Annotated in this window: 16 protein-coding genes; 12 read left to right on the top strand and 4 right to left on the bottom strand. The window is 66.7% G+C overall.

All coding sequences use genetic code 11. The features are described 5' to 3' along the window. Positions 1-31 precede the first annotated feature (31 nt). The 4 genes from EL249_RS05225 to EL249_RS05210 all read left to right on the top strand — a co-directional run bounded on the left by EL249_RS05225 (position 32) and on the right by EL249_RS05210 (position 3629). Entirely contained in the window at positions 32-1150 is a 1119-nt protein-coding gene (locus EL249_RS05225) for an ABC transporter substrate-binding protein (RefSeq protein WP_005673892.1), read from the top strand. A 4-nt stretch (positions 1151-1154) separates the two neighbouring features. Next, positions 1155-2258: a FecCD family ABC transporter permease gene (locus EL249_RS05220; RefSeq protein WP_005673893.1), complete on the top strand. Its 1104-nt coding sequence runs from the start codon at positions 1155-1157 to the stop codon at positions 2256-2258. Continuing rightward, complete coding sequence (locus tag EL249_RS05215) at positions 2251-3075, top strand: ABC transporter ATP-binding protein (protein WP_005673894.1); 825 nt, start codon at positions 2251-2253, stop codon at positions 3073-3075. The genes EL249_RS05220 and EL249_RS05215 overlap by 8 nt, the downstream gene beginning before the upstream one ends. 107 nt (positions 3076-3182) lie before the next feature. Then, positions 3183-3629 carry a pseudoazurin gene (locus tag EL249_RS05210; RefSeq protein WP_005673895.1) on the top strand — a complete coding sequence of 149 codons (447 nt, stop codon included), beginning with the start codon at positions 3183-3185 and terminating at the stop codon, positions 3627-3629. Between the two features lie 6 nt (positions 3630-3635). Here the strand turns inward: EL249_RS05210 and EL249_RS13495 are convergent, their stop codons facing one another. Continuing rightward, on the bottom strand, positions 3636-4775 hold the full coding sequence (locus EL249_RS13495; protein WP_005673896.1) for a 23S rRNA (adenine(2030)-N(6))-methyltransferase RlmJ: 1140 nt from the start codon (positions 4773-4775) through the stop codon (positions 3636-3638). Between the two features lie 61 nt (positions 4776-4836). Beyond that, positions 4837-5508: an RNA chaperone Hfq gene (locus EL249_RS05200; RefSeq protein WP_005673898.1), complete on the bottom strand. Its 672-nt coding sequence runs from the start codon at positions 5506-5508 to the stop codon at positions 4837-4839. 288 nt (positions 5509-5796) lie between these two features. On the opposite strand from EL249_RS05200, the gene EL249_RS05195 reads away from it, so the two are divergent. From EL249_RS05195 to fghA, 8 genes are all read left to right on the top strand, one after another. After that, positions 5797-6549, top strand: coding sequence for a transporter substrate-binding domain-containing protein (locus EL249_RS05195; RefSeq protein ID WP_005673899.1), 753 nt, complete (start codon positions 5797-5799; stop codon positions 6547-6549). Positions 6550-6925: 376 nt separating this feature from the next. Then, positions 6926-7450 carry a 3-hydroxyacyl-[acyl-carrier-protein] dehydratase FabA gene (fabA, locus tag EL249_RS05190; RefSeq protein ID WP_005673902.1) on the top strand — a complete coding sequence of 175 codons (525 nt, stop codon included), beginning with the start codon at positions 6926-6928 and terminating at the stop codon, positions 7448-7450. A gap of 58 nt (positions 7451-7508) precedes the next feature. Continuing rightward, entirely contained in the window at positions 7509-8720 is a 1212-nt protein-coding gene (fabB, locus tag EL249_RS05185; RefSeq protein WP_005673903.1) for a beta-ketoacyl-ACP synthase I, read from the top strand. A 99-nt stretch (positions 8721-8819) separates the two neighbouring features. Continuing rightward, positions 8820-9452, top strand: a complete 633-nt coding sequence (locus EL249_RS05180; RefSeq protein ID WP_005673905.1) for a superoxide dismutase — start codon at positions 8820-8822, stop codon at positions 9450-9452. A gap of 837 nt (positions 9453-10289) precedes the next feature. After that, positions 10290-13853 (top strand): TonB-dependent receptor, encoded by a 3564-nt coding sequence (locus EL249_RS13145; RefSeq protein ID WP_005673909.1) that lies wholly within the window; start codon positions 10290-10292, stop codon positions 13851-13853. 112 nt (positions 13854-13965) lie between these two features. Then, positions 13966-20556 (top strand): DUF11 domain-containing protein, encoded by a 6591-nt coding sequence (locus tag EL249_RS05170; protein WP_170169599.1) that lies wholly within the window; start codon positions 13966-13968, stop codon positions 20554-20556. A gap of 301 nt (positions 20557-20857) precedes the next feature. Further along, positions 20858-21967: an S-(hydroxymethyl)glutathione dehydrogenase/class III alcohol dehydrogenase gene (locus tag EL249_RS05165; RefSeq protein WP_040531523.1), complete on the top strand. Its 1110-nt coding sequence runs from the start codon at positions 20858-20860 to the stop codon at positions 21965-21967. Between the two features lie 117 nt (positions 21968-22084). Beyond that, positions 22085-22945, top strand: a complete 861-nt coding sequence (gene fghA / locus EL249_RS05160; protein WP_005673915.1) for an S-formylglutathione hydrolase — start codon at positions 22085-22087, stop codon at positions 22943-22945. 108 nt (positions 22946-23053) lie between these two features. On the opposite strand, the gene nadC is transcribed toward fghA, so the two are convergent. Beyond that, positions 23054-23968: a carboxylating nicotinate-nucleotide diphosphorylase gene (gene nadC / locus EL249_RS05155; RefSeq protein ID WP_411431048.1), complete on the bottom strand. Its 915-nt coding sequence runs from the start codon at positions 23966-23968 to the stop codon at positions 23054-23056. 102 nt (positions 23969-24070) lie between these two features. Beyond that, a complete protein-coding gene (locus tag EL249_RS05150) occupies positions 24071-25015 on the bottom strand; it encodes an NrtR DNA-binding winged helix domain-containing protein (RefSeq protein ID WP_005673919.1) in 945 nt (314 codons plus the stop codon). Between the last annotated feature and the right edge of the window lie 369 nt (positions 25016-25384).

Genomic DNA, 25384 nt, shown 5'->3' with positions numbered 1-25384 from the left:
CATCCCCTCCACCCTCTTGTCAGTTCAAACCATGGCAAAAACCGTTTCGTTCTCCAAAACCGTGCTGGCGGCCGTCGTCGCCGCGCTGTCGATGGGGGCCGCCCAGGCTGCCCAGAAGGAAGTGACCGATATCCAGGGCCGCAAGGTCAAGATCGAATCGCCGGCCAAGCGCGTGCTGCTGGGCTTCTACTTCGAGGACTACATGGCCGTCGGCACCGAGAAGGCCTTCGACAAGGTGGTCGGCATCTCGCGCGAGGCCTGGGAAGGCTGGCGTCCGGCCAACTGGGCGCTGCACACCGCCCATCGCCCGTCGCTGAAGGACCTGCCCGACGTGGGTGAGGTGGAAGTGCAGAGCTTCTCCGTCGAGAAGACCCTGGCACTGCGCCCGGACGTGATCGTGCTGGCCAAATGGCAGTACCTGGGCCTGGGGCCTGACGTGGATCGTCTGGAACAGTCGGGCATCCCCATCGTCGTGGTGGACTACAACGACCAGGATCTGAAGAACCACGTGGCCAGCACGCTGCTCCTTGGCGAGATCACCGGCCAGCAGGCCCGTGCCAAGAAGATTGCCAACGAGTACAAGGAAGCTGTCGAGACCATCACCAGCCGCATTGCCAAGGCCGGCAAGGCCAAGCCGAAGGTCTATGTCGAGTTCGGCAACAAGGGACCGAGCGAATACAGCTTCTCGTACGGCAAGAACATGTGGGGCCCGATGATCACCACCGCCGGCGGCGAGAACATTGCGGCTCCGTTCGTGGAGTACTGGGGCCCGCTGAACCCCGAGCAGATCATCGCTTCCCGACCCGACGTCATCCTGATCTCCGGCACCGAGTCCAAGAAGAACCCCAACGCCATGCTGATGGGCGAAGGCGTGGACAAGGCCGAAGCGCAGAAACGCCTGGAAGGCTACGCCAAGCGTCCGGGCTGGGGCAGCCTGCCGGCCATCAAGGACAAGCGCATCTACGGCGTGTACCAGGGTGCCTCGCGCAGCATCACCGACTACCCGTCGATCCAGTACATCGCCAAGGTGGCCTACCCCGAGCTGTTCAAGGACATCGATCCGCAGGCCAACTACATCAGCTTCTACAAGCGCTACCTGCCGGTCACGCCCAACGGCACGTTCTACACGGGCCTGAAAGACGCCAAGTGATCGCATGAACGCCCCTTCCCCTGCCAATCCGTCGGGGAAACTGCAGCAGGCTCTGGCTGTCCAGCGCCGGCGTGAATCTCGCCGGCTGCTCTGGATGGGCATCCTGCTGCTGGTTCTCCTGGGCACTGTCCTGGCCGACATCTTCACCGGCCCGTCACTGCTGCCCTTCCGGGAGGTCATCGACATCCTGATGCACCCGCCCTTCCCGGCGCTGGGCTTTGCCCACCCCGATGCGGCCGACGGCCTCGTCACCATCGTCTGGGACTTCCGGCTGCCGGTGGCGCTGATGGCCATCGTGGTGGGCGCGGCCCTGGGCCTGGGCGGCGCCGAAATGCAGACGCTGCTGGACAACCCGCTGGCCAGCCCCTACACGCTGGGCCTGGCGGCAGCAGCCGGCCTGGGCGCCGCACTCGGTCTGCACGCCGACGCCATCGGGATCTCCATCGACCCGCTGATCAGCGTGCCGCTGGGCGCGTTCTTCATGTGCATGCTGGCCGCCTCGGTGCTGTTCGGCATCGCCATGTTCCGCCAGGTCAACGCCCAGACGCTGATCCTCGCGGGCATCGCACTGCTGTTCCTGTTCCAGTCGCTGATGTCCATGCTGCAGTTCATGTCGTCCCCCGAACTGAACCAGCAGATCATCTTCTGGCTGTTCGGCAGCCTGCAGCGCAGCTCCTGGTGGTCGCTGGCCATCACCGGCACGGTCACCGTGGTGTGCACCATCCTGCTGATGGCCGATGCCTGGAAGCTGACGGCCCTGCGCCTGGGCGAGGCCCGTGCGCGCAGTCTGGGCGTGGACGTGGCCAAGCTGCGGCTCAAGACGCTCGTCCTGGTCGCACTGCTCACCTCCACCGCCATCAGCTTCGTCGGCGTCATCGGCTTCATCGGCCTGGTGGCCCCGCACATCGCCCGCATGCTGGTGGGCGAGGACCAGCGATTCTTCATCCCGCTGTCCATGCTGTGCGGTGCCGTCATGCTGTCCGCCGCCTCGGTGCTGTCCAAGATCATCGTCCCGGGAGCGCTGTTCCCGGTCGGCGTGGTCACGGCCATCATCGGTGTGCCCTTCTTCTTCTGGCTGATCCTGGGATGGAGGCGCGGTCATGCTTGAAGTCGAGAACCTCCACCTGCATGCCGGCACCCACCCGGTGGCCTGCGGCTACTCGGTGCAGTTCCACCCCGGCGAAGTCACAGCCATCATCGGCCCCAACGGCTGCGGCAAGACCAGCCTGATGCGTGCCCTCTTCGGCGAGCTGCATCCCAGCGCCGGCCACATCCGCCTCAACGGTGACGACCAGCGCGAGCAGCGGTTGCCCGTCTGGCGCCAGCGCTTCGGCTACATGCCGCAGGACACCCGGCTGGATCTGGATCTCTCCACCCTGGAGGTGGTGATGCTGGGCCGGCTGGACCGTCTGGGCATGCGGGTCGATGACGACACCGTGCTGGCAGCGCTCAACGCGCTGGAAGCCGTGGGCCTGCTGCATATCGCCGAGCGCCCCATCTACGCGCTCAGTGGCGGCCAGCGGCAGATGGCGCTGTTTGCCCAGGTGCTGCTGCGCTCGCCCGAAGTGATGATGCTGGATGAGCCCGTGAGCGCACTGGACATGCGCTACCAGGTGGTGCTGATGGACCACCTGCACAAGCAGACCCGCAAGCACAACTGGATCACCGTCACCATCCTGCACGACCTGAACCTGGCGGCGCAGTACGCCGACCGGCTGGTGGTGCTGGACAAGGGCAAGCTGCAGGCCTACGGGCCACCGGCCGAGGTCATCACGGCCGAGCTGATCCAGCGCCTGTACGACGTGCCGGTGGACGTGCAGATCGACCGCTTCGGCCATCCGCACGTGCGCACCATCCGCTACCAGGCCGAGGACGACGCCGTACCCCCGGCAGCCGCCCAGGGCGCGGCCGGCATCGCCGGCTGATCCTTCGCCCGTCGGCCCCGTCCGGCAGGCCCAGGGTCAGCCGGACGCCACGTAATTTTCCCTGCCCGTGCATGCGCTGTACGGGCTCCTTACCGGAAACCCCGATCATGAAAAAGACCCTGACCGCCCTGGCCGCCTCCGCAGCACTGCTGATGCTGGCCAACCCCGCCCACGCCGCCGAGCACGTCGTGAAGATGCTCAACAACGGCAAGGAAGGTGGCATGGTGTTCGAGCCCGCCTACCTCAAGGTGGATGTGGGCGACACCGTCATCTTCGAGCCCACCAACTCGGGCCACCAGGTCCGTTCGCTGGCCGTACCCGAGGGCATCACCCCCTGGAAGAGCGAGCTGGACAAGCCCTTCACGCTGAAGGTGGACAAGGAAGGCCTCTACTTCTATGACTGCCCCCCGCACCTGATGATGGCCATGATCGGCATCATCCAGGCCGGCAAGGCCACCAACCGCGAGGCCGTGGAAAAAGCCTTCAAGGCCAACCGCGGCCGCATGATGATGAACGGCAAGCGGGCCGACAAGCTGCTGGAAGCGATCCAGTAAACCCGATCAGCGCCGCCGGGCCGGACGTGCCCGATCCTGGCGGTCCCGCTCCGGGCGGCCTCTGCCCGAGCGCTCCCGGGGCGACTGCCCTTCGGACGGCCGCGCCTGGGATGGTCGGGCCTGGGGCGCACGATCCCGTCCGCCTTGCCCCGAAGTCTCCATCCACCAGCCCGACTGGGCGTCCTGCCCCAGCAGCTGCCACAGCACGGGCATGGCTTCCTTCAATTCGGCCGCCAGCGTATAGGGCGGGTTGATGACAAAGACGCCGCTGCCATAGAGCCCGTAACCATCCTCCGGCGGCGCGCCCACCTGCAGGCGCACATCCAGCCAGTCGGTCACGCCCGGCAGCCCGGGCAGCTGATCCAGCAGCAGCATCAGCTCGCGCCGGCGCACGAGCGGATACCACAGCATCATCGTGCCCGTGGCAAAGCGCTCCAGCGCCTCCATCAGCGTGCGACGTGCCTTCGCGTAGTCCCGCTTGTCCTCATAGGAGGGGTCGATGACCACCAGCCCCCGGCGCGAGACGGGCGGCAGCAGCGCCTTCAGCCCGGCAAAGCCATCCTCACCGAAGACCTGGACCTGCCGCCGATGCGCGGCCTCCAGGTTGTCGTGCAGGACCCGGATCTCAGTCGGGTGCGCCTCGAAGCAGCGCAGCCGGTCCTGCGGTCGCATCAGCTGCAGCGCCAGCCAGGGCGAGCCCGGATACCAGCGGGGCAGCCGCCCCGTGGGCTGAGCAGCACGTCGGGTCGCAGGTCGGCTTGCGCCGCCTTCGGCTGTTTCGGCAGCCACGGCGTCACCGGCTGCTTCGTCATGGCGCCCTGTTCCGGCCGATGCCCTCCGCTGAGCCGCACGCTCTCGGGTGGCCTCCTCCTGCTCGGCGTCAAAGCGCGCCACCTCGTCACGATAGTCGGCCAGCAGCGCCGGCAGCTTCCGGGCCTGCCACAGCGCCTCGATGCCACTGCGGTATTCGGCGTTCTTTCGTGTCTGGGCCGCATCCAGCCGGTAGCGCCCTGCACCGGCGTGCGTGTCGAAGACCCAGAACGACTTGTCCTTCAGGGCCAGGTGGCGCAGGATGGCCACCAGGATGGCGTGCTTGAGCACATCGGCATGGTTGCCGACATGAAAGGCGTGGCGATAACTGAACATGGGCGCAGCGATCCGGAAAGGGACGACGAAAGCTCGTCGGCCCCCAATGATCGCACGGGCGTCACTGCTCGTCTTCGGGCTTCACGATGGTTCGCACGCGCTTGTGACGGACGACCACCACACCGGCAGGCGGTGCCGCAGGCCGGCGCGGTGCCACACCGGGACGCGATGCCGTGAGCCGCGAGCCCTCGATGCGGCCACCGGCCTCACGGTTGATCTCGACGCGCGGACGCGCGGGGCTTTCGATGGCCGGCTGGCGCCAGGTACGCATCGGCGCCCCTTCGCCCTCCGGACGACGGGACTGATCCACGCCATCGGCCTGACGGACCACCGCGGGTCTGACATTGCCGCGCACCGGCTTGCGGCTGCTGGCCTTGGCACTTCCGCCGCGCTTCTGCGCACGCATCACGCTGCTGACCGCATGGTGATAGAGCGCCACATCGCCGCTGCGGGTCTGCAGCAGCAGCATGTTGGAATCAAAGGAGCGGATCTGCCCATGCAGGCAGGTGCCGGTAACCAGATAGACATCCACCCAGGTGCGCGCCCGGCGCAGGCTGTTGAGCGTGGAGAACTGCTGGTTGATCAGGGGCGAATCCGAAGACGGCCCCTCGGCCGTTCCGGACGGGGACTGGCTGGATGAAGGCGCCGCCTCTTCGGCGGCCGTCGTGGCCTGCGCGACCGGCTCCGGTGCTGCCGATTCCGCGTTCAGTTCGGCTGCATCACTTCCGCTCACAGACTTCCTCCATCGATCAATATCACATGCGGGATTATTCCTTCATTATCAGCCCGATCCGTGCCACAGGGCAAACCCCAACCCCTCGTATCCCACGATTTGCCGCGAGGCGCTTTCTTTCGGCAACATTTCGCACCATCGGGACAACATCCTGCCCTTCGCGTCATCCCTGGTGGCACGCCATGCCGGGACTATCCATCGTCATCTGCGGGGAAACCAGCCCTGCCCCGGAGCGGCCCGCCTGCTAAGCTCACGAAAACGCATCGCAGTACATACAGGAGACCCGCCATGACCCCCAATCCCATCGATGACCCCACCCTGATTGCCGAAATCGCCCCCACCGGCAAGCTGCGCGCCGTCATCAACCTGGGCAATGCCGTGCTGGCGCGGCAGCAGCCCGACAGCGACGAGCCCGCCGGCGTGTCGGTCGACCTGGCGCGTGCCTTCGCCCGCCTGCTGGGTCTGGAACTGGAACTGATCCCCGTGAAAGTGGCGGCCGAGGCCGTGGCCGCCGTCACCGAGGAACGGGCCGACATAGGCTTCTTCGCCATCGACCCGGGCCGTGGCGCTGGCATTGCCTTCACCGCCCCCTACGTGCTCATCGAAGGCGCCTACCTGGTGCGCAACGACTCACCGCTCACCGACAACGCCCAGGTCGACGCGCCCGGCCGCGACATCGTGGTCGGCAAGGGCAGCGCCTATGATCTCTACCTCAGTCGCCACATCCAGCATGCCAGCCTGGTGCGCGCCGCGTCGTCCCAGGCCGTGGTCGACACCTTCCTGTCAGGCAACCACCAGGTGGCCGCCGGCGTGCGCCAGCAGCTGGAAGCCGACGCCGCCCGTGTGCCCGGGCTGCGCCTGCTGCCCGGCCGCTTCATGGTCATCGAACAGGCCATGGGCCTGCCCCGCAACCGCAGCGCCCGTGCCGAAGCCCTGCTGCGCAGCTTCGTCGAGCACGCCAAGGCCAGTGGCGAAGTGGCGGCCGCCCTGCAGCGCAACCACGTCCAGGGCGTCTCCGTGGCGCCACCGGCCCGCGGCTGAAGCCCCGTCGGATCCACCGTCGCCATCGCCCCGTCACCGGCCCCAAAGCCTGTCCTCGACATCCTGTCATCTGCATCTCAAGGCGGAGGCGGATGGCAGGATGCCGGTGTCAGGCATGGCTGACACAAAATCGAACAGATCCATGCCCCTGGTTGCCGCCAATTGACAGCCGACCGGGGCAGCAGGCATGCTTCGCGCCGGACGGTTCCATTCGGCAAAAAAACCCGATACCCCATCGCCATTCATCAAGAATGGCCAATTTGCGCATACCATTGAGGGTTTCTACTGAAAACGGCCTCACCGACGGGCCGGGCCCCTGCCCGGTCGGCCCCTTCACAGGCCATCCCGCACGCCGCCGCCCGTCCCAAGGACTGACATGACCGAGTTCGTTCCCCAAAACAGCTACACCAAAGAAGAACTGATCGCCTGCGGCAAGGGCCAGCTGTTCGGCCCCGGCAATGCCCGGCTGCCCCTGCCCAACATGCTGATGGTCGACCGCATCGTCGAGATCAACCGCGACGGCGGCAAGTACGGCCGCGGCGAGATCATCGCCGAGCTGGACATCACCCCCGACCTGTGGTTCTTCGGCTGCCACTTCGAAAGCGACCCCGTCATGCCGGGCTGTCTGGGTCTGGACGCCATGTGGCAGCTGGTCGGTTTCTTCCTGGGCTGGACCGGTGCCCCCGGCCGGGGCCGTGCCCTGGGTTGCGGCGAGGTCAAGTTCAGTGGCCAGGTGCTGCCCAAGCACCGCAAGATCACCTATCACATCCACATGAAGCGCGTGATGAACAGCAAGCTGGTGCTGGGCATCGCCGATGCAGAGATGAGCGTGGACGGCCGCAAGATCTACGAAGGCAACGGTCTGCGCGTGGGTCTGTTCACCAGCACGGACGACTTCTGAACTCCGTGCCGAGGAACCCCGCCCATCGCCTGTCACGCAAGCATCCGGGAGCCAAAACATGAAACGAGTCGTCGTCACCGGTATAGGCATCGTCTCCAGTCTGGGCAACAACTGCCAGGAGGTCCTGGCATCGTTGCGGGCACTGAAGTCGGGCATCACCTTCGACCCCGTCTATCGGGACATGGGGCTGCGCTCCCAGGTTGCCGGCAACATTGCCCTTGATCCCAAGGAGCACATCGATCGCAAGATCCTGCGCTTCATGGGACCGGCAGCCGCCTACTCCTACATCGCCCTGCAGGAGGCCATCACCCAGTCCGGGCTCACCCCCGAACAGGTGTCCAACCTGCGCACCGGCATCGTCGCCGGCAGCGGCGGCGCCTCGTCGTCGTCGCAGGTGGAGCTGGCCGACGTGCTGCGGGCCAGCGGCATCAAGCGCGTGGGCCCCTACGGCGTCACCAAGTGCATGGGCTCCACCGTCTCGGCCTGCCTGGCCACGCCCTTCCAGATCAAGGGCGTCAACTACTCGATCAGCTCGGCCTGCTCCACCAGTGCCCACTGCATTGGCAATGCCGCCGAACTCATCCAGCTGGGCAAGCAGGACATCGTCTTTGCCGGTGGCGGCGAAGAAGTCTCGTGGCAGATGAGCATGCTCTTCGACGGCATGGGCGCCATGTCCTCGCGCTACAACGACACCCCGGAACTGGCCAGCCGCGCCTACGACGCCGACCGTGACGGTTTCGTCATCTCCGGCGGCGGCAGCATGCTGGTGCTGGAAGAGTACGAGCACGCCAAGGCCCGTGGTGCCAACATCCTGTGCGAGCTCACCGGCTATGGTGCCACCTCCGATGGCTACGACATGGTCCAGCCCTCCGGCGAAGGCGCAGTGCGCTGCATGCAGATGGCCCTGGCCCAGCACGGCGGCAAGATCGACTACATCAACGCCCACGGCACCTCCACCCCGGTGGGGGACACCCGGGAGCTGGAAGCGATCCGCACCACCTTCGCCAACGGCGACATCCCGCTCATCAGCTCCACCAAGTCGCTGTCGGGCCATGCCCTGGGGGCTGCCGGCTCCAACGAGGCCATCTACTCCATCCTGATGATGCAGGACGGCTTCGTCTGCGGCAGCGCCAACATCCAGAAGCTCGACGAGAAGGCCGAGGGCATGCCCATCCTGCGCGAGAACCGCGACATGAAGCTCGACGCCATCATGTCCAACAGCTTTGGTTTCGGCGGCACCAACGCCACCCTCATCTTCAGCCGGGTCTGACCCCCCGGGGTCGGGCCCCAGGTTTCCCCTCCCGGTCCCTGCCGCTGCCGGGATGGCGGCCGACCGGGCTATCACTGTCATCCTCAGGAGAATCTCTACATGGCTTACACCCTGCCCAAGCTTGGCTATGCCTACGACGCGCTCGAGCCGCACATCGACGCGCAGACGATGGAAATCCATCACACCAAGCATCACCAGACCTACGTCAACAACCTGAACGCCGCCCTGGAAGGCGCCGGTCTCCCCACCGACGAGCCTGTCGAGAAGCTGATCACCCGCCTGGACAGCCTGCCGGAAGCCATCCGTGGCGCCGTGCGCAACAACGGTGGCGGCCACGCCAACCACACGCTGTTCTGGACCGTCATGGCCCCCAACAAGGGTGGCAAGCCCACGGGCGCCCTGGCCAGCGCCATCGACCGTGACCTGGGCGGCTTCGACGCCTTCAAGGACGCCTTCACCAAGGCCGCCCTCACCCGCTTCGGCAGCGGCTGGGCCTGGCTGTCGGTCAGCCCCGAAGGCAAGCTGGTGGTCGAAAGCTCGGCCAACCAGGACAGCCCGCTGATGGGCAAGGCTGCCGGCGCCAGCGGCAACACCCCCGTGCTGGGCCTGGACGTGTGGGAGCACGCCTACTACCTGCACTACCAGAACCGTCGCCCCGACTACATCGCGGCCTTCTACAACGTCGTCAACTGGGACGAAGTGGCCCGCCGCTTCGACGCCGCCAAGGCCTGATCCGGCCTTCCCGGCGGCAGGCGCCTCCTGCCGCCGCGGCCTGTGGGCGCAAGCCGCCCAACCCCCGGGCATCGGTTTCCCGATGCCCCACCACCCCGCCTTCCGGCGGGTTTTTTTTCGCCCTGACTTTTGCCCCGACGCCACGGACATGAAATGCCCTCATGAAACGCCTTCCATCCGGATTTTCAGCCCGACTGTCCAATACCTGTTGCGCATCAATCACCAGGACAAATTCCGGAATCAATAAAAACAGCAAAAGCAGGCACAACTGAAGAGCAAAAAACATGGAAAACCGGAAGACCGGAAAACAGCTCAGAAAGGCATGAAGCACAAGACCGAAAAGCCCCATCGATAAAGACAGGCGCCATTCACCCCCAAAAACAAGCCGTTCATTCCAGGCACGACACCGCATGACACATGCCGCCACAGAGCAACAAAACAGCCTGAAAGACAGAGCCCCGGCAGAATGCCTGCCACCTTCCGTCACCCCTCGTTTTCCATCGATCGATTGCCCCCAAAAAAGCGTTCCTTTCACGCTGAAAACGGCCGTCGAAAATTCGGTCCCTCAAGAGAAAACCGACACAATGAAAATCCGCTGGCCGAGGGCTGGAAACTCATCTGTCACCATCACGCGATCGTGACATCGGCATGTTGGGTAGTTGCAAGCCTCACTACCTGACATGAACGATGCTGTTTCAACGGCTCTCGCAGGCGGTTCACGTTCGGACAACCGCCCGTGTTCCTGCAGATCCGGAAAGCGCCATGGATGCGCTTTCTGCACGCAGGAGGACGGGTACACGGCAGGCGTGGCCTGCACCCTGCACACAGAGGGCTCAGATGAGCGGCAATCAGAAACAGGTCAAGCGTTCCCGTAAGCAAACAGCCCGCACAAAGCGGCACGCGCTGCGCTGGACAGCGCCACTGCTGGGTGTCTATGCACTGGGCGCCCCCCATGGCTGGGCCGACACACTGGACGCCACCACGCTGGAATCCAACCGCACCGACCTGCAGCGCGCCATCCTGCCCACGGCACCGGCCGGAATCATGCAGGACATCGTGCCGGTCGAGCCGCTGAAGGACGGCATCGCCCGCATCACGGTCGAGGTGGACCGAAACAACGTGCCCGCCGATGGCCAGAGCCCCGTGAAGCTGCGCATCCGCGCCTTCGACGCCGACAACCAGGGCGTCATCGGCGAGAGCTTCGTCAACGTCGAAGTCTCGGCCGGACGCCTGCAGTTGCCCGGAGCCAAGAGCGATGAGAAGGGCCTCTTTCCCGCTGATCTGAACCCGCTGGAACCCGGCATGCGCGTGGCGCTGACCAATGGCCACGCCGAGGTGCTTCTGTTGGCCCCCCCTACCCCGCAGACCGTGGAACTGCGCGTCTCGGCCGGCCCCGTACGTGTGGAAGGCCAGATCGACTTCGTGCCCGAACTGCGCGACATGATCGCCGCCGGCTTCGTCGAGGGCGTCATCTCGCTGCGTCGTGACCGTTCGCTGCGTCTGGATGAGGCCCGTCCCAGCGACGGCTTCGAGGACCAGATCCAGAACTGGACGCGCAGCAGCGGCAACGGCAAGCGCACGGCCGGCGCCCAGAGCGCCTTCTTCCTGAAAGGCAAGGTCCGCGGCGACATGCTGCTGACCATGGCCTACGACAGCGAACACCCCGATAACAACCGCCTGTTCCGCGACCTGGACCCCGAGCGCTGGTACCCCGTCTACGGTGACAGCTCGCTGGTGGGCTTCGACGCACAGAGCAACAGCCGCCTGTACGTGCGCCTGGACAAGGACCGCAATTACCTGCTCTATGGTGACATCACCACCGGCAGCGGTTTCTCCGAGCGCGCCGGCCAGGGCAAGGTCGCCCGCCTCCAGAACCGTGACCTGGGCCAGTATGAACGTGCCATGACCGGCGTCCGTGGCCACATCGAGGGCAAGAAAGGCTTCTTCGACAGCTTTGCGGCCCACGACAGCCTGCGCCAGGTCGTCGAGGAATTCCCCGGCCGCGGCATCTCGGGCCCCTACACCGTCACCAACGCCGCCAACGCCGTGCTGGGCACCGAGCAGGTGGTGATGGTGGTGCGCGACCGCCACGCCCCGGCACGCATCCTGGAGACCAAGCCCCTTACCCGCTTCATCGACTACACCTTCGAGCCCTTCAGCGGCCGCATCCTGCTCAACCGCCCCGTACCGTCGCTGGACGAGAACCTGAACCCGGTCTCGCTGCGCATCACCTACGAGGTGGACCAGGGTGGCCGCAAGTACTGGGTCTACGGCGCCAACGGCCAGTTCCAGCCCACCGAGGGCACCGACATCGGTGCTGCCTGGGTGAAGGACCGCAACCCGCTGGCCCCCTTCGAGATGGGCAGCGCCAACGTGGGCGCCACCCTGGGCGAGAACGGCTGGGTTCGTGCCGAGATCGCCCGCACCCGCTCCAGCGCCGATTCGGTCAGCGGCCGCCGCTACAACCTGACGCCCGACCAGAACGCCGGTGAAGTGGCCGGAAACGCCTGGCGCGCCGAAGCCGGCTACGAAGGCGACAAGGGCGCCATCGGGGCCTGGTACGGCCAGAGCGACATCGGCTTCAACAACCCGGCCTCCTCCTTTGCCGGCGGCCAGCGCCAGGCCGGCGTCGAGGCCCGCCGCGTGCTGCGCGACGCTGTGGCCCAACCGCGGACGCAGGACACGACAGACGGCGCTGCAGCAAGCACCGACCCAGCGCCTGCCGATGCCACCTCCCCTGCCTCCAAGGACGAATCCCGCCATCAGGTTGGCGTGGCCGTCTACACCCGAGGCCACTACGTCACCGACCGCCAGACCGATGCGGAACGGACCCAGATCCAGGCCGGCGTGCAACTGGACCTGTCGCCCCGGGTTCGCGTGGAAGTCGGTGCCAACCGCGTCGATGAACAGGCCGGCAACACCAGCCAGAATGGCCTGGTCACGGCCAGCAACCTCACGGCCCCCTATGGCATCGGCATCGTCGACCAGGGCTTCGGCGGCGGCATGTACGGCAGCAGCAACACGGCGCTGGACCCCATCCGCGGCGAGACGCTCTACAACACCGGCGCCAGCTGGAGCACCAGCCATGGCAGCAGCGTGGGCACGGGTCTGGCCGGCGTGCCGGTGGAATACACCGCCGCTCAACTGGGCCTGTCGGTCCTGGCCACCGACCGCTGGCGCATCGGCGCCGAGGTGGAGCAGGACCTGAACCACCACGAACACAAGCGCGCCGCCCTGGGCACCAGCTACCGCCTGCAGGAGAAGACGCGCCTGTTTGGTCGCTACGAATGGAACACCGGCCTGTCCAGCGTGGCCACCAGCGCCACCGTCACCGACCCGCAGACCGGCGCCCAGGTTGCCAGCCCCTACCGCAGCGATGCCTTCGTGTTCGGTCTGGACACCGAGTACATGGAAGATGGCACCCTCTACAGCGAATACCGCATGTATGACGCCATCAGCGCCCGCCAGGCGCAGTGGGCCAACGGTATCCGCAACATCTGGCGCCTGTCGCCCCGGCTGTCGCTGCAGACCGGTGCCGAGCACCTGAAGGTCCTCGACGGCACCGACCGCAGCGCCACTGCCATCACCACCGGCATCCAGTGGCAGCCCAACGAGCGCTGGCAGATCGCCAACCGACTGGAATGGCGGCACACCGGTGGCCAGCGTGCCGCAGGCGCTACCGCCACGACGCAGGCCGATCCGTACCTGTCCGGCTATGACAGCTGGCTGTCGACCATCAGCCTGTCACGCAAGCTCAATCGTGACTGGACGGCCCTGGTTCGCAACTACTATCTGCTGAACGACTTCGACAGCAGCGCAGCCAAACGCTACGAGAACCGCTTCCAGCTGGGCTTCGCCTATCGGGACACCGACACCAACCGGGTCAACACCCTGTTCCGCTACGAATACTGGCGACGGCGTGACCCGGTGCTGCAGGCCGCGGCCGACGCCAGCGCTCAGCCGCTGTCCGACGGCTACCTGAAGCACATTGCCAGCCTGGTCTCCGACTGGCATCCGGACCGCAACTGGTGGCTGACCGGGCGCCTGGCCGGCAAGCGCCAGACCGACCACTTCTCCAGTGGCGACAGCCGCTTCCGCGCCTGGCTGGCCGGCGGCCGCGCCACCTACAGCCTGACTGAACGCTGGGATGTCAGCGCCCTCGCCTACCGGATGTGGAGCCCTCACCTCAGCAGTCAGAACGCCTTCGGCGCCGAACTGGGCTACCTGCTCACCTCCAACCTGTGGCTGTCGGGCGGCTACAACTGGGCCGGCTTCCGCGATTACGACCTGGCCGGATCGGAATACACCAGCCGCGGCGCCTATCTGCGCCTGCGCTTCAAGTTCGACGAACGCCTCTTCCGCGGCAGCGACCCGAGCGTCAACCACACACTGGATCGCTGACCCGACGCAGCCACGACTGCCGCCCAGGCTTTCTCTCTGTTCCCGGCATGGGCAGGACCCTCGCGCCTCGGCGCGAGCGCCTGCCCATGTCCGCTTTCTCTCGGTGAATCCCATGACGCCACTCACCCCGAGCGCCCTTCCCGACCTGCAGACTCCGGCCCATCCGTCGTCCCACAGAAAGTCGCCATTGGCCACCGCCCTGCTGGCCGCCCTGGCGATATGGTCGTTGCCGGGTCATGCCGCCATCACGAACGTCGGATATACGCTCACCACCGACGGCACTCCGGGCTGGGACCCCACCGACGGTCCGGGCCTGGACAGTGGCCCGAAGAATGGCATCGTGCGCACCCATGACGAGATCAACTACCAGGTTGCCATCTCCTATGCTGGCGGCACGAAGGATGTACTGGTTGAAATGACGCTGCCCCGTGGCGCCGATGGGAAACCGATGGCCGAATGGCCTGCCAGCGCCCCCGCAACCTGCCTGCAGGGCAAGTCCAGCGTTTCAGCCGATCGCCAGAAAATGATCTGCGCCGTCCCCGACTACACCGGGGCCGGCACCAATTCCGGCAACTTCACCGCCACGGTTCTGGGGTCGAACCGCAACGGTACCCAGCTGCCCGCCCCCACCCTGAAAGTGAGTGCCGTCGGACAGGCCGGCCTTTCTGCTGCCAATCAGCCCCCGGCGCTGACCATCAGTGCAGCGCCCACCTACGATGTGGTGATCGACACCAGTTACAACGGCAACCCCAAGGCCTACGGTTTTCAGGGTGAAGGGGGCCCGAACGGCAAGGACGGCTTCTACCACCGCATGCTGGTGGGCCTCCTGGCCCGCAACCCCAACGGCAACGGCAGAAAAGGCGTCGAGCAGCTTGATCCCACCAAGCCCATCGAAATCGCCCTGGATGTCAGCGGCTATCCCCAGTCGGTGCGACTGGACAACTGGCGCACGAAAGACAATACGACCCCGAACAACATGCCGACCGGCAGCTTTGCCGACGGCTGCGGCAGTGTCTGGGAGGGCCGTCCCAGCCTTCTGGCCGGTGAAGCCATCAACGTTCACCAGCGTGTGGGCGACACGGGGGCACGCAACACCAGCAACTGGATCGTCGCCAACGGCGGCGACTGCGCCACCGTACCCACTGTCGACGGGCTTCCGGACAACCAGACCGTCCGCATCCGCCTGACTGGCGTGGACACCACGCTGACCCGAACCCCGAGGGTGAAACGCAGCGGCGAATCCATTCCACCCGACGAATACTGGGTGGCCAACAAGGCCGTTGTGTTCTGGACCGACCTGGCCGAGTATCCACCAGCAGTCCCGGTACAGCACCAGCTGTCCCTGCGCGAATTCAAAGCCACTTCCATCAGCGGGCAGGCGGCCACCAATGGTCGTACCAGCAATGATTCGTTCACGTACCAGATCACCAACCGGATGCAAGGCTATGCCAGCAAGGTCTACAGCCCTGATCTGACCCTGCCCCTGCCCACCGGGACCGCAGCTGACCCTGGCTATTCGGGAGATTCCATTATTGACTACGCGGCTCATGGTCAGCACGTGAAGAGCCGGGTGGGCTTCAACAATCAGGGCAGCGTGGCCTACAGGAATCTGACGCTGTGCGACATCATCGACCGCACCGCCTTCGATCCCGGTCAGAACTTCAGGGCTGAACTCGATACTCAGGGCCTCAATCCCCGCGTCCAGTACGGCGTTCGCGCCGCCGGCCCCTCCTTTGCCAGCACTGACAGCGCCATCGGCCCACTGCTCCGCGACAACTCGGGTCTGGGCAGCTCCGAGTACGCACAGGACACCTGTGACGGCCCCGGCATCACCTGGCATGACACCGTTGCGCAGGCCGAGGCTGCCGGTGGCCTCACCTATGTCCGGGGAAGTCTGGACAGCCTGCCCGGCGGCAAAAGCGCCTACCTGCACATCTACGGAATACAGCTGCGCAAGACCTGGGCGGAGAGCATCACCGTCCAGACCCCCAGCACGCAGCTTCGCCAGAGGGGTGCCGAGATCGCCGAGGGCAGCGTCATCCGCAATCGTGCCGTGGTTCACGCCGACAACGTGGATGCCGCCACCCTGAGGGACATGAACGCCCAATTGCGTGACCACCTGCAGGTCACGAAGGCGCGCACCACCACCCGCATCGCCAAGAGGATCATCGAGCCGTCCAACGCCACCCAGCCCGTGGCGGCCGGCACCACACTCACCTTCCAGCTGCACCCGCGCTACGCCACCGTGCTGCCGCCCTACCCCGGCACCGTCACCGTCACCGACGTGCTGCCGCGCGGGATGCGCTATGTGCCCACCAGCAGCCGCCAGGGCGGCCAGCCCGTCGAGCCCCGGGTGGAAGAGGACACCCCCTCGCAGGGTCTCACCCGCCTGACCTGGACCTACACGAACGTCACCCCGCACGTGGGTACCGACCTGGAAGGCGGCGCCTACCTGCCCGACATCACCTTCCGTGCGAAGCTGGCGCTGACACTGCCCAACGGCGCATCCCTGCGCAACCAGGCCGTGGTCAGCGGCGGCGCCATTGATGCTGATCCGGACTGCGAGTTCGACACCGCCTCGGGCGGCTTCAAGGCCTGCGCCAAGTCGGCCGACGCCTCCGTCACCATCGACACGCCCCCGGGCTTCGTGCTGCAAAAGACCGTCTCCAAAGAGGAGATCGAGCCGGGCGAGGCCTTCCATTACGATATCGCCTTCTATGCGATGGGCCAGACCCTGCGGCAGATCGACATCCCCGACGTGATCGACATCCTGCCCTTCGTGGGCGATGGCACGGCCGATACCGCGCGCTCGTTCAACGGCCGCAACCCGGCCTCGCGCTTCGATGCCGGCGCCTACCACCTGCAGGCCGTCGAGCCCCCGACCATCGACCCGGGCATGCGCATCTACTACACCAACCGTGCGCCTGCCGAGATCAACAACGACGCGCGTGACGCCAGCAACGTCATGCCCGGCGGCAGCACCCGCTGGTGCCAGGCCGCCGAGTTCGGCCAGGCCGGCTGCCCGGCCGACATCGGCCAGACCACGGCCATCCGCACCCAGTCCACGCTCACGCGTCTGGGCTCGGGCGAGCCCTACGAGATCCGCGTCAAGATGACGAGCGATCCGCTCATCGCCCAGCCCGGCGACATCTTTGCAAACCACGCCGGTGCCCGTCCCGTCAATCCGAGCAGCCACCTGCTCTACACCTATTCCGGCACCGACCTGAACGTGCGCATCCGCACGATCGCCCTCAACAGCCTGGCCGGCCGGCTCTACATCGACGGCCACCAGGACGGCACCTTCAACCATGACGATGCCGCCCTGCCCAACCAGTGCGTGCTCCTGCAGGGGCAGGACGCCCAGGGACGGGCCGTCACGCTCTCGACCCGAAGCAATGCCCAGGGCGAGTACGGCTTTGCCATGGGCGCGGCCAACACGGTCTTTGCCAGCGCCGACTGCAGCGGCACGGCGCTCGTGCGCTTTGCCGGGGTGCCCGGCGGCACCTATGCACTGTCGCGCGTCACGGCCAACAGTGCAGACAGCCTGCCGGGGGCAGCCCGTGCCGGTGCGCAGGGCGGCCAGCCCGCCACCGACGGCCGCAGCATCGCCAGCGTCACGCTGGGCGGCAACCAGAACGCCACCGGCTACGACTTCACCGAGGCACGCCAGAAGCCCCGGCTCTCGCTGCAGGCCAGCATCGACAACACCCATGGCGGCAAGGCCCAGCTGGGCGAGATCGCGCTGACGGCCAAGGGTCCGGGCAACCCGGCCGTCACGCTCCAGGGCTCGAGCGGCAGCCCCCCGGTCACCCGTACCGAGGTGGAGCCTGGCACCTATGCCCTGTCCTCCCCGGCCCTGGCGGGCTACGCCGTCAGCGACTGGCAGTGCGTGGTCAATGGCCAGGCCCCGGTCGATGGCGCCAGCGTCGCGCTCGCCTGGGGCGATGAGGCCACCTGTTCCGTGCGCTATGCCGGCCGGGCCGAGCCGCAGCTCACGCTGGTGGGTCAGGTGACCAACAACCACGGGGGCAAGCTGGGCGTGCATGACGTGCGCCTGTCGGCACACCACGACAAGGACACCGACCCCACCCTCCACGGTGTCACGGGTGAGGCTGCCATCTCCCAGGCCAACGTCGCGCCCGGCACCTGGACGCTTTCTGCACCGGAGCTGCCCAACTACCGCCATGGCGACTGGCGCTGTGACATCACCACCGGGCACGGTGCGGCTGCACAGACCACGACCACCACGGGTGCCACCCTGGCGCTGGACTACGACCAGAAGGCCACCTGCACCCTGGCCTACGAGGATCTGCCGCGGGCCAAGGAATCGCGCCTCACACTGGTGAGCGTGGTCAACAACCGCCATGGCGGCACGGCCACGGCAGAGAGCGTTCCGCTGTCGGCCAGCCACTTTGAAGAGGCTACCTCCCGCACGGTCACCGTCTCGGGCAACAGCGGCAGCAGCGCCGTCACCCAGGCCGATGTCGTGACCGGGGACTGGACGCTCTCGGCCCCTGCCCTGCTTCGCTACTGGCACAGTGACTGGCAGTGCAGCATCGACGGAGCACGTGCCATCCGCATCGCCAACGGGGCCGCCAAGGCTGGTCTGGCCAGCAGCCTGAACCTGCAAAAGGGCCAGGCCGCCGTCTGCACCATCGTCTACGAGGACAGCGCACCGGCTCGGCTCACGCTCGTCAACACCGTCACCAATGTCCTGAGCGGCACCGCCCAGGCCGAGGACTTCCCGCTCTCGGCCGATGGCCGCATCCTCGTGGATGGCCGCAGCGGCCAGCCCGCCGTGACCCAGGTGGAAGTGCCGGCCGGCGCCTACACGCTGGCGGCCAGCACCCTGCCCGGCTACTCGGTCAGCACCTGGAGCTGCACGAACGCCAGCGGCCAGGCGGTGAACCTGGCCAACAGCAAGCTCTCGCTGCAAAGCCATGACGATGTCACCTGCCGCGTGCATCACGTGGACCAGCCGGTGAGCCTGACGCTGGCGCTGGACATCAGCAACAGCCATGGCGGCACGGCCACGCCGGCCCAGCATGCGGTCTCGGCCAGCGGCCCGGACAGCATCCAGGGCATCACCGGCAGCCGGCCCGTGACGCTGGCCGGGGTGCGCCCGGGTGTCTACGAGCTGCAGGCGCTGGCGCTGCCCGGCTACCAGACGGGCAAGTGGGTCTGCAACGGCGGCTCGCTTCAGGGCAACACCCTGACGCTGGCCAACCAGCAGAACGTCACCTGCCGGCTGGAACTGAAGGACATTCCCGCCTCGCTGAAGCTGGCCAAGGCCGTCGACGGCAATGCACGCCTTGTGGCCGGCACCGCCAACGAGTATGACGTGGCCTACACCCTCACCGTCAGCCATGAGGGCGGCATCGCCGGCATCTACGACCTGATTGATGCCCCGGCCTTCGACAGCGACGTGGAGATCGTCAGCGCCACCATCCTGCGCAACGACCAGGCCCTGAACGTGACGCCTTCGGCTGTCACGGGTGCGGGTGCGGCACAGGCTCGCCAGCAATGGCCGCTGGCCACCCAGCAGTCGCTGGCCATCGGTGCCACCGATGTGTACCGCATGACATTCCGTGTGCGTGTGCCCTTCGAGGGCAGCACCGCCAACGACCGCTGCCGGGCAGCCGGTGACGGCTCGGGCCACGGCCTCTTCAACGCCGCCACCCTCACCCGCCAGCAGGGCGGACAGGCCAGCGGCGAGCCCCTCTCGGCCCAGGCCTGCCTCGACACGCCCGAGCCGGTGCTGGCCGCCACGCTCTCCATCGACAAGACCAGCACCAGCCGCTCGGTCGAGATGGGGGACCTCATCACCTATCAGCTGCGCATCCGCAACAACGGCAAGGCCCCTGCCCTGTCGCCGAAGGTGGTCGATCGTCTGCCGCGCGGTTTCCGCTTCGAGCCCGGCTCGGTGCGCATCGCCAACGCCCGCGCCACCCAGGTGCAGATGCAGGGCGATCGGGAGCTGCACATCACGCTGGATCGCGTGGCCGCTGCCAGCACCGCCCAGGCCGCCGGCCAGGGTGCCAGCAACAGTGATGTGACGATCACCTATCGGCTGCGTGCCGGGGTGGGCTCGTCCCAGGGTGACGGCATCAACCGCGCCCACGTGCAGTGTCTGGGCCGTGATGGCGCAAGCCGCAGCCAGTGCTCGAACGAGTCCCGCTGGAAGGTGCGCGTTACCGGCGGCATCTTCTCCGACGAGGCCTGCCTGGCTGGCCAGATCTACGTGGACTGCAACGGCAACAGCGTCAAGGACCGCGAGGAGCTGGGCATCCCGGGCGTGCGCCTGTATCTGGAGAACGGCACCTGGATCGTCTCCGACGAACAGGGCAAGTACAGCCACTGCGGTCTGCGCCCGCGCACCCACGTGCTCAAGGTCGATGCGCGCACCCTGCCCCGCAAGAGCCGGCTCGTGACCAGCAGCGCCCAGAACGTGGGCGATGCACACAGCCTCTTCATCGATGCCAAGAAGGGCATGCTGCACCGCGCCGACTTCATCGAGGGCTCGTGCAGCGCCACCGTCATCGAGCAGGTCAAGGCGCGCCAGGCCCAGGGCGCGAACGTGAGCGTGCAGACCGAACCGGGGCAGCCGGGGCTGAGCTTTGACAGCAAGCGCGGCATTCCGGCACGGCCCCGCCAGCAAGGCACCGACGGCGCTGATCAGCCGATGGCGAAGACGCGGCATTAAGACGCAAGACTGAGCCATGACGCGCCGGGCGCGGCCCCCAGGGGTCGCCCCGGCGCGTTTCATTTGGGGGCCCCTGATCACGGTTCGGCCTGCCCCCATCCGGCAGACCGATTCTTTCATCGGCCACAGGCGCCTGTCCCCTCCCCACACCCCGCGTGCGTCCCGCGTCCACACTGCTCAACTGCCCCACCGCCCCACTGACCCACAGCCGCCCTACCATGCCGTCCCTCTGCCTGCAGGCAACGTCCCGGGCTGGCATACTGCGACATCCTCCCTCCTCTTCAAGGACACCGCCATGACCATCAAGTCCCGTGCCGCCGTCGCCTTTGCCGCCGGCCAACCCCTGCAGATCGTCGAGATCGATGTCGAGCCGCCCCGCAAGGGCGAAGTGCTGGTGCGCATCACCCATACCGGGGTCTGTCATACCGATGCCTTCACCCTGTCCGGTGACGATCCGGAAGGCCTCTTTCCCGTCGTGCTGGGCCATGAGGGCGCCGGCATCGTGGAAGCCGTGGGCGAAGGCGTCACCTCCGTGAAGCCCGGCGATCACGTCATTCCGCTCTACACCGCCGAATGCGGCGAGTGCCTGTTCTGCAAGAGCAACAAGACCAACCTCTGCACCTCGGTGCGCGCCACCCAGGGCAAGGGCGTGATGCCCGACGGCACCACGCGCTTCTCGTACAACGGCCAGCCGCTCTACCACTACATGGGCTGCTCCACCTTCAGCGAATACACCGTGGTGGCCGAGGTCTCGCTGGCCAAGATCAATCCGCAGGCCAACCCCGAACACGTCTGTCTGCTGGGCTGCGGCGTCACCACCGGCATCGGCGCGGTGCACAACACCGCCAAGGTACAGGCCGGTGACTCGGTGGCCGTCTTCGGGCTGGGCGGTATCGGCCTGGCCGTCATCCAGGGTGCACGGCAGGCCAAGGCCGGGCGCATCATCGCCATCGACACCAACCCCGACAAGTTCCCGCTGGCCCGGCAGTTCGGCGCCACCGACTGCGTGAACCCGAAGGACCACGACAAGCCCATCCAGCAGGTGCTCATCGAGATGACCGGCTGGGGCGTGGACCACACCTTCGAGTGCATCGGCAACGTCAATGTCATGCGTGCTGCACTGGAAGCGGCCCACCGCGGCTGGGGTCAGTCGGTGATCATCGGCGTGGCCGGCGCAGGACAGGAAATCTCCACCCGCCCCTTCCAGCTGGTCACCGGCCGCCGCTGGCTGGGCACCGCCTTCGGAGGCGTGAAGGGTCGCACGCAGCTGCCCGGCATGGTGGAAGACGCCATGCACGGCAAGATCGACCTGGCCCCCTTCGTGACCCACACCATGCCGCTGGACGACATCAACGATGCCTTCACGCTGATGCACGAAGGCAAGTCAATCCGCAGCGTGGTGCATTACTGAGCCCCCTTCCTGTCACGACCGGCCGATACAACCGGCCGGCATGACGGCTCAGCCCGGGGTCGTGCCTTCGGCCAGCGCCCGGGCCATGCCTTCAGCCGGCCCCACGGACACGAAACGATGAAACAGATCGAACAGCACGCCTGCTTCGGCGGCCGCCAGGAAGTCTGGCAGCACCCCTCCTCCTCCACCGGCACGCTCATGAACGTGGGCGTCTACCTGCCGCCGCAGGCGCTGGCGGGCGAGAAATGCCCCGTGCTCTACTGGCTTTCGGGCCTGACCTGCACCGAACAGAACTTCATCACCAAGGCCGGTGCCCAGCAGCATGCCGCCCGGCACGGCCTCATCCTGGTGGCCCCCGACACCAGCCCGCGCGGCAAGGACGTGGCCGATGACGAAGGCTACGATCTGGGCCAGGGGGCCGGCTTCTACGTGAACGCCACCCAGGCGCCTTGGGCCGACCACTACCGGATGTACGACTACGTGGTGGACGAGCTGCCGGCCCTCGTGGAAGCCCACTTCCCGGCCAGCGACGTGCGCAGCGTCTTTGGCCATTCGATGGGCGGGCATGGCGCGCTGGTCGTGGCCTTGCGCAATCCCGAGCGCTACCGCCGTGTCTCGGCCTTCGCCCCCATTGTGGCCCCCTCGCAGGTTCCCTGGGGCCAGAAGGTTCTGGGCGCCTACCTGGGCAACGATCCGCAGGCGTGGAAGGCCTGGGACAGCGTGGAACTGGTCAAGGCGCTGGCCGCCGACCAGGACCGCACCAGCGTCCGCCCGCCCATTCTCATCGATCAGGGCGGTGAGGACACCTTCCTGCACGAGCAGCTACGCCCCGAACTGCTGGAGGCTGCCTGCGCCGCTGCCCAGCACCCGCTCGAGCTGCGCCTGCAACCCGGCTACGACCACAGCTACTACTTCATCGCCAGCTTCATCGGCGAGCACATTGCGTGGCACGCACAGGCGCTGCAGGAAGCGCCGTAAGCAGCAAAGCCCTCATGCGGCGGCGTCCTGCCGCCAGCGTCAGTACCCAGCCCGGGCGGCAGGCAGCACACCACGCGCCCGCCCGGCCCGGCGGCCAGACAGCCTGCTTCAGCTCACCGGATCATCCAGCCCGATATCCAGCGACCGGCTGCTGTGGGTCAGGTAGCCCAGCGCAATGAAGTCCACACCCGTTGCCGCCACGCGGTGAATGCGCTCGACGGTGATGCCACCGGATGCCTCGGTGCGCGCCCTGCCACGGCACATTGCCACGGCCTGCGCCAGCATCTCGTCATCCATGTTGTCGAGCAGCACCAGGTCGGCGCCCGCGTCCAGCGCCTCTTCCAGCTGACCCAGCGTGTCCACCTCCACTTCCAGCGGAATGAGGTGTCCGGCCGCCTGCCGGGCACGCCGCAGGGTCTGCGCCAGGCTGCCGGAATGCACCAGGTGGTTGTCCTTGATCAGGATGGCGTCATCCAGACCCATGCGGTGATTGCAGCCCCCGCCGGCGCGCACCGCGTATTTCTGCAGGACCCGCAGCCCGGGCAGAGTCTTGCGCGTGCAGGTGATGCGCGCGGCCGTGCCCTCGGTCTGTGCCACGGCAGCAGCCGTCAGGGTGGCGATGCCGCTCAGATGCGTCATGAAATTCAGCGCCGTGCGCTCAGCCGACAGCAGCGAACGCACTGGCCCCTGCACGCGTGCCAGTACCTGCCCGGGCCGTACCCGCTGTCCGTCCTGCGCCCGGGCCTGGAACGTCACGGCCGGATCGAACAGGTGAAAGGCCAGGCGGGCCAGATCCAGCCCGGCCACCACGCCCAGCTCACGACTGGTCACGTCGAAACAGGCCGTGGCCGACGGTGGAATGACGGCGGCCGACGTGATGTCGCCACGCCGCCCCAGGTCCTCGGCCAGCGCCTGCCGCACGAAGGGCTCCAGCACAACATCGGGCAACGGGAATGGCACGCCGCCAAGGTCAGCCGGACCGGACGTTGACGCATCCGTACCCTGCGCGCCGCCCCCGGAAATTCCGGTATCCAGGCCCGGCATGGGCCGCGTGTTCGATGCAGATTCCGACGACATCCTGTGATCTCCTTGTGGGTTAATTCTGTGTGATGCCACGACGCCCGCTCAGCCCTTGAGGAACGACAATCGCCCCCCCGAGATGAGGCTTTCGGACAGCACGCTCTCGTGAAAGCGATACAGGCGGGCCGGACGGCCGCGTGAGGTCGCCGTGCTCTGGTCGACGGGCTTCAGCAGTCCCTGATGCAGGACCTGACGACGAAAATTCTGTTTGTGCAGCTCGCAGCCCACTAGCGCTTCCACACTCTTCTGCAGCTGCAGCAGACTGAAGCGCTCAGGCATCAGGTCGAAGATGACCGGCCGGTACTTGATCTTGGCGCGCAGCCGCGACACGGCCGTGGCCAGCACCCGGCGATGATCGTGCTGCATGGCGCGGCCTGTCAACGCCATGTCGAAGTCCGCCTGCGGATGCAGCGATTCGGGCACCAGACCCGCTTCATAGAGCAGCTCGTAGCGCTGCAACGTGCGCTCCTCCGACCACTCGCAGGGCGGCAGCCCCCACAGCAGGTCGACCCGGTTGCGGCGCTCCCCACGCATGGCTGCGGTATCGACCTGTTCCACCCAGGCATCCAGCCGGGGCAGGATCACGCGGGCAATCCAGTCCCGCCGGCCATCACGCAGGTCTTCCCACGGGAAATAGTCGTACCAGTCGAACCAGCGCGCATCCGGGCTCAGCTCCGTCTCGTTGGCCTCGCTCACCAGTCCCAGGTAGCTCACGTACAGCACCGGCAGCCCCTGGTCGTTCTGACGCCGGGTGTCCACGAAGGTGTAGAGCTGCTCCACGTAACCCATGGGCTGCGCGGTCTGCTGCGCCACCCACAGCCGCACGCCCGACTGCAGCGAGCGATGCACGGGCGACAGCGGCCCCTGCGGCAGCATGGTGCCGTTGCCCACGGTCAGTACACGGGCCTTGAAGTCCGTCACCGCAACCAGCACCGTGACCAGCTCGACGATGCCTTGCGCCGCACCGGTCTGTTCGAGAGAGGCATCCATCCAGCAGAAATCCGAGAGGGTTACGAAAATTCTACCTGCCCGGAAGGGTGATCGTTTGACAGGAACAATGACACGCCCCTATTATGCTCAAACTGAGCATAAGCGTGACGACGCAGATCCGAAGGTTCCCGAGTCCATGCCTTCCTGCACGCCGGTTCCGATGCAAGGAGTCTGGTGTGCGGAGCACGGCATGAAGCCCCCGGAACGGAAGGTCCGGCGCGCATCGCACCATCACTTCCCCCGTTGTGACCTGTCCGGACACGGCATGAATTCCGGTCGATTCCTGAGTTCCGACCAATTATGCTCAAACTGAGCATAAAGTGACATCCTGCAGACATTCCCGCCCCCCACCACCAACCCTCAACCGCC

This window comes from Lautropia mirabilis (assembly GCF_900637555.1).
GTDB classification, from domain to species: Bacteria; Pseudomonadota; Gammaproteobacteria; order Burkholderiales; family Burkholderiaceae_E; genus Lautropia; species Lautropia mirabilis.
The sequence above is the reverse complement of the archived record's forward strand: the minus strand, read 5'-3'. Positions and strand labels throughout refer to the sequence as shown.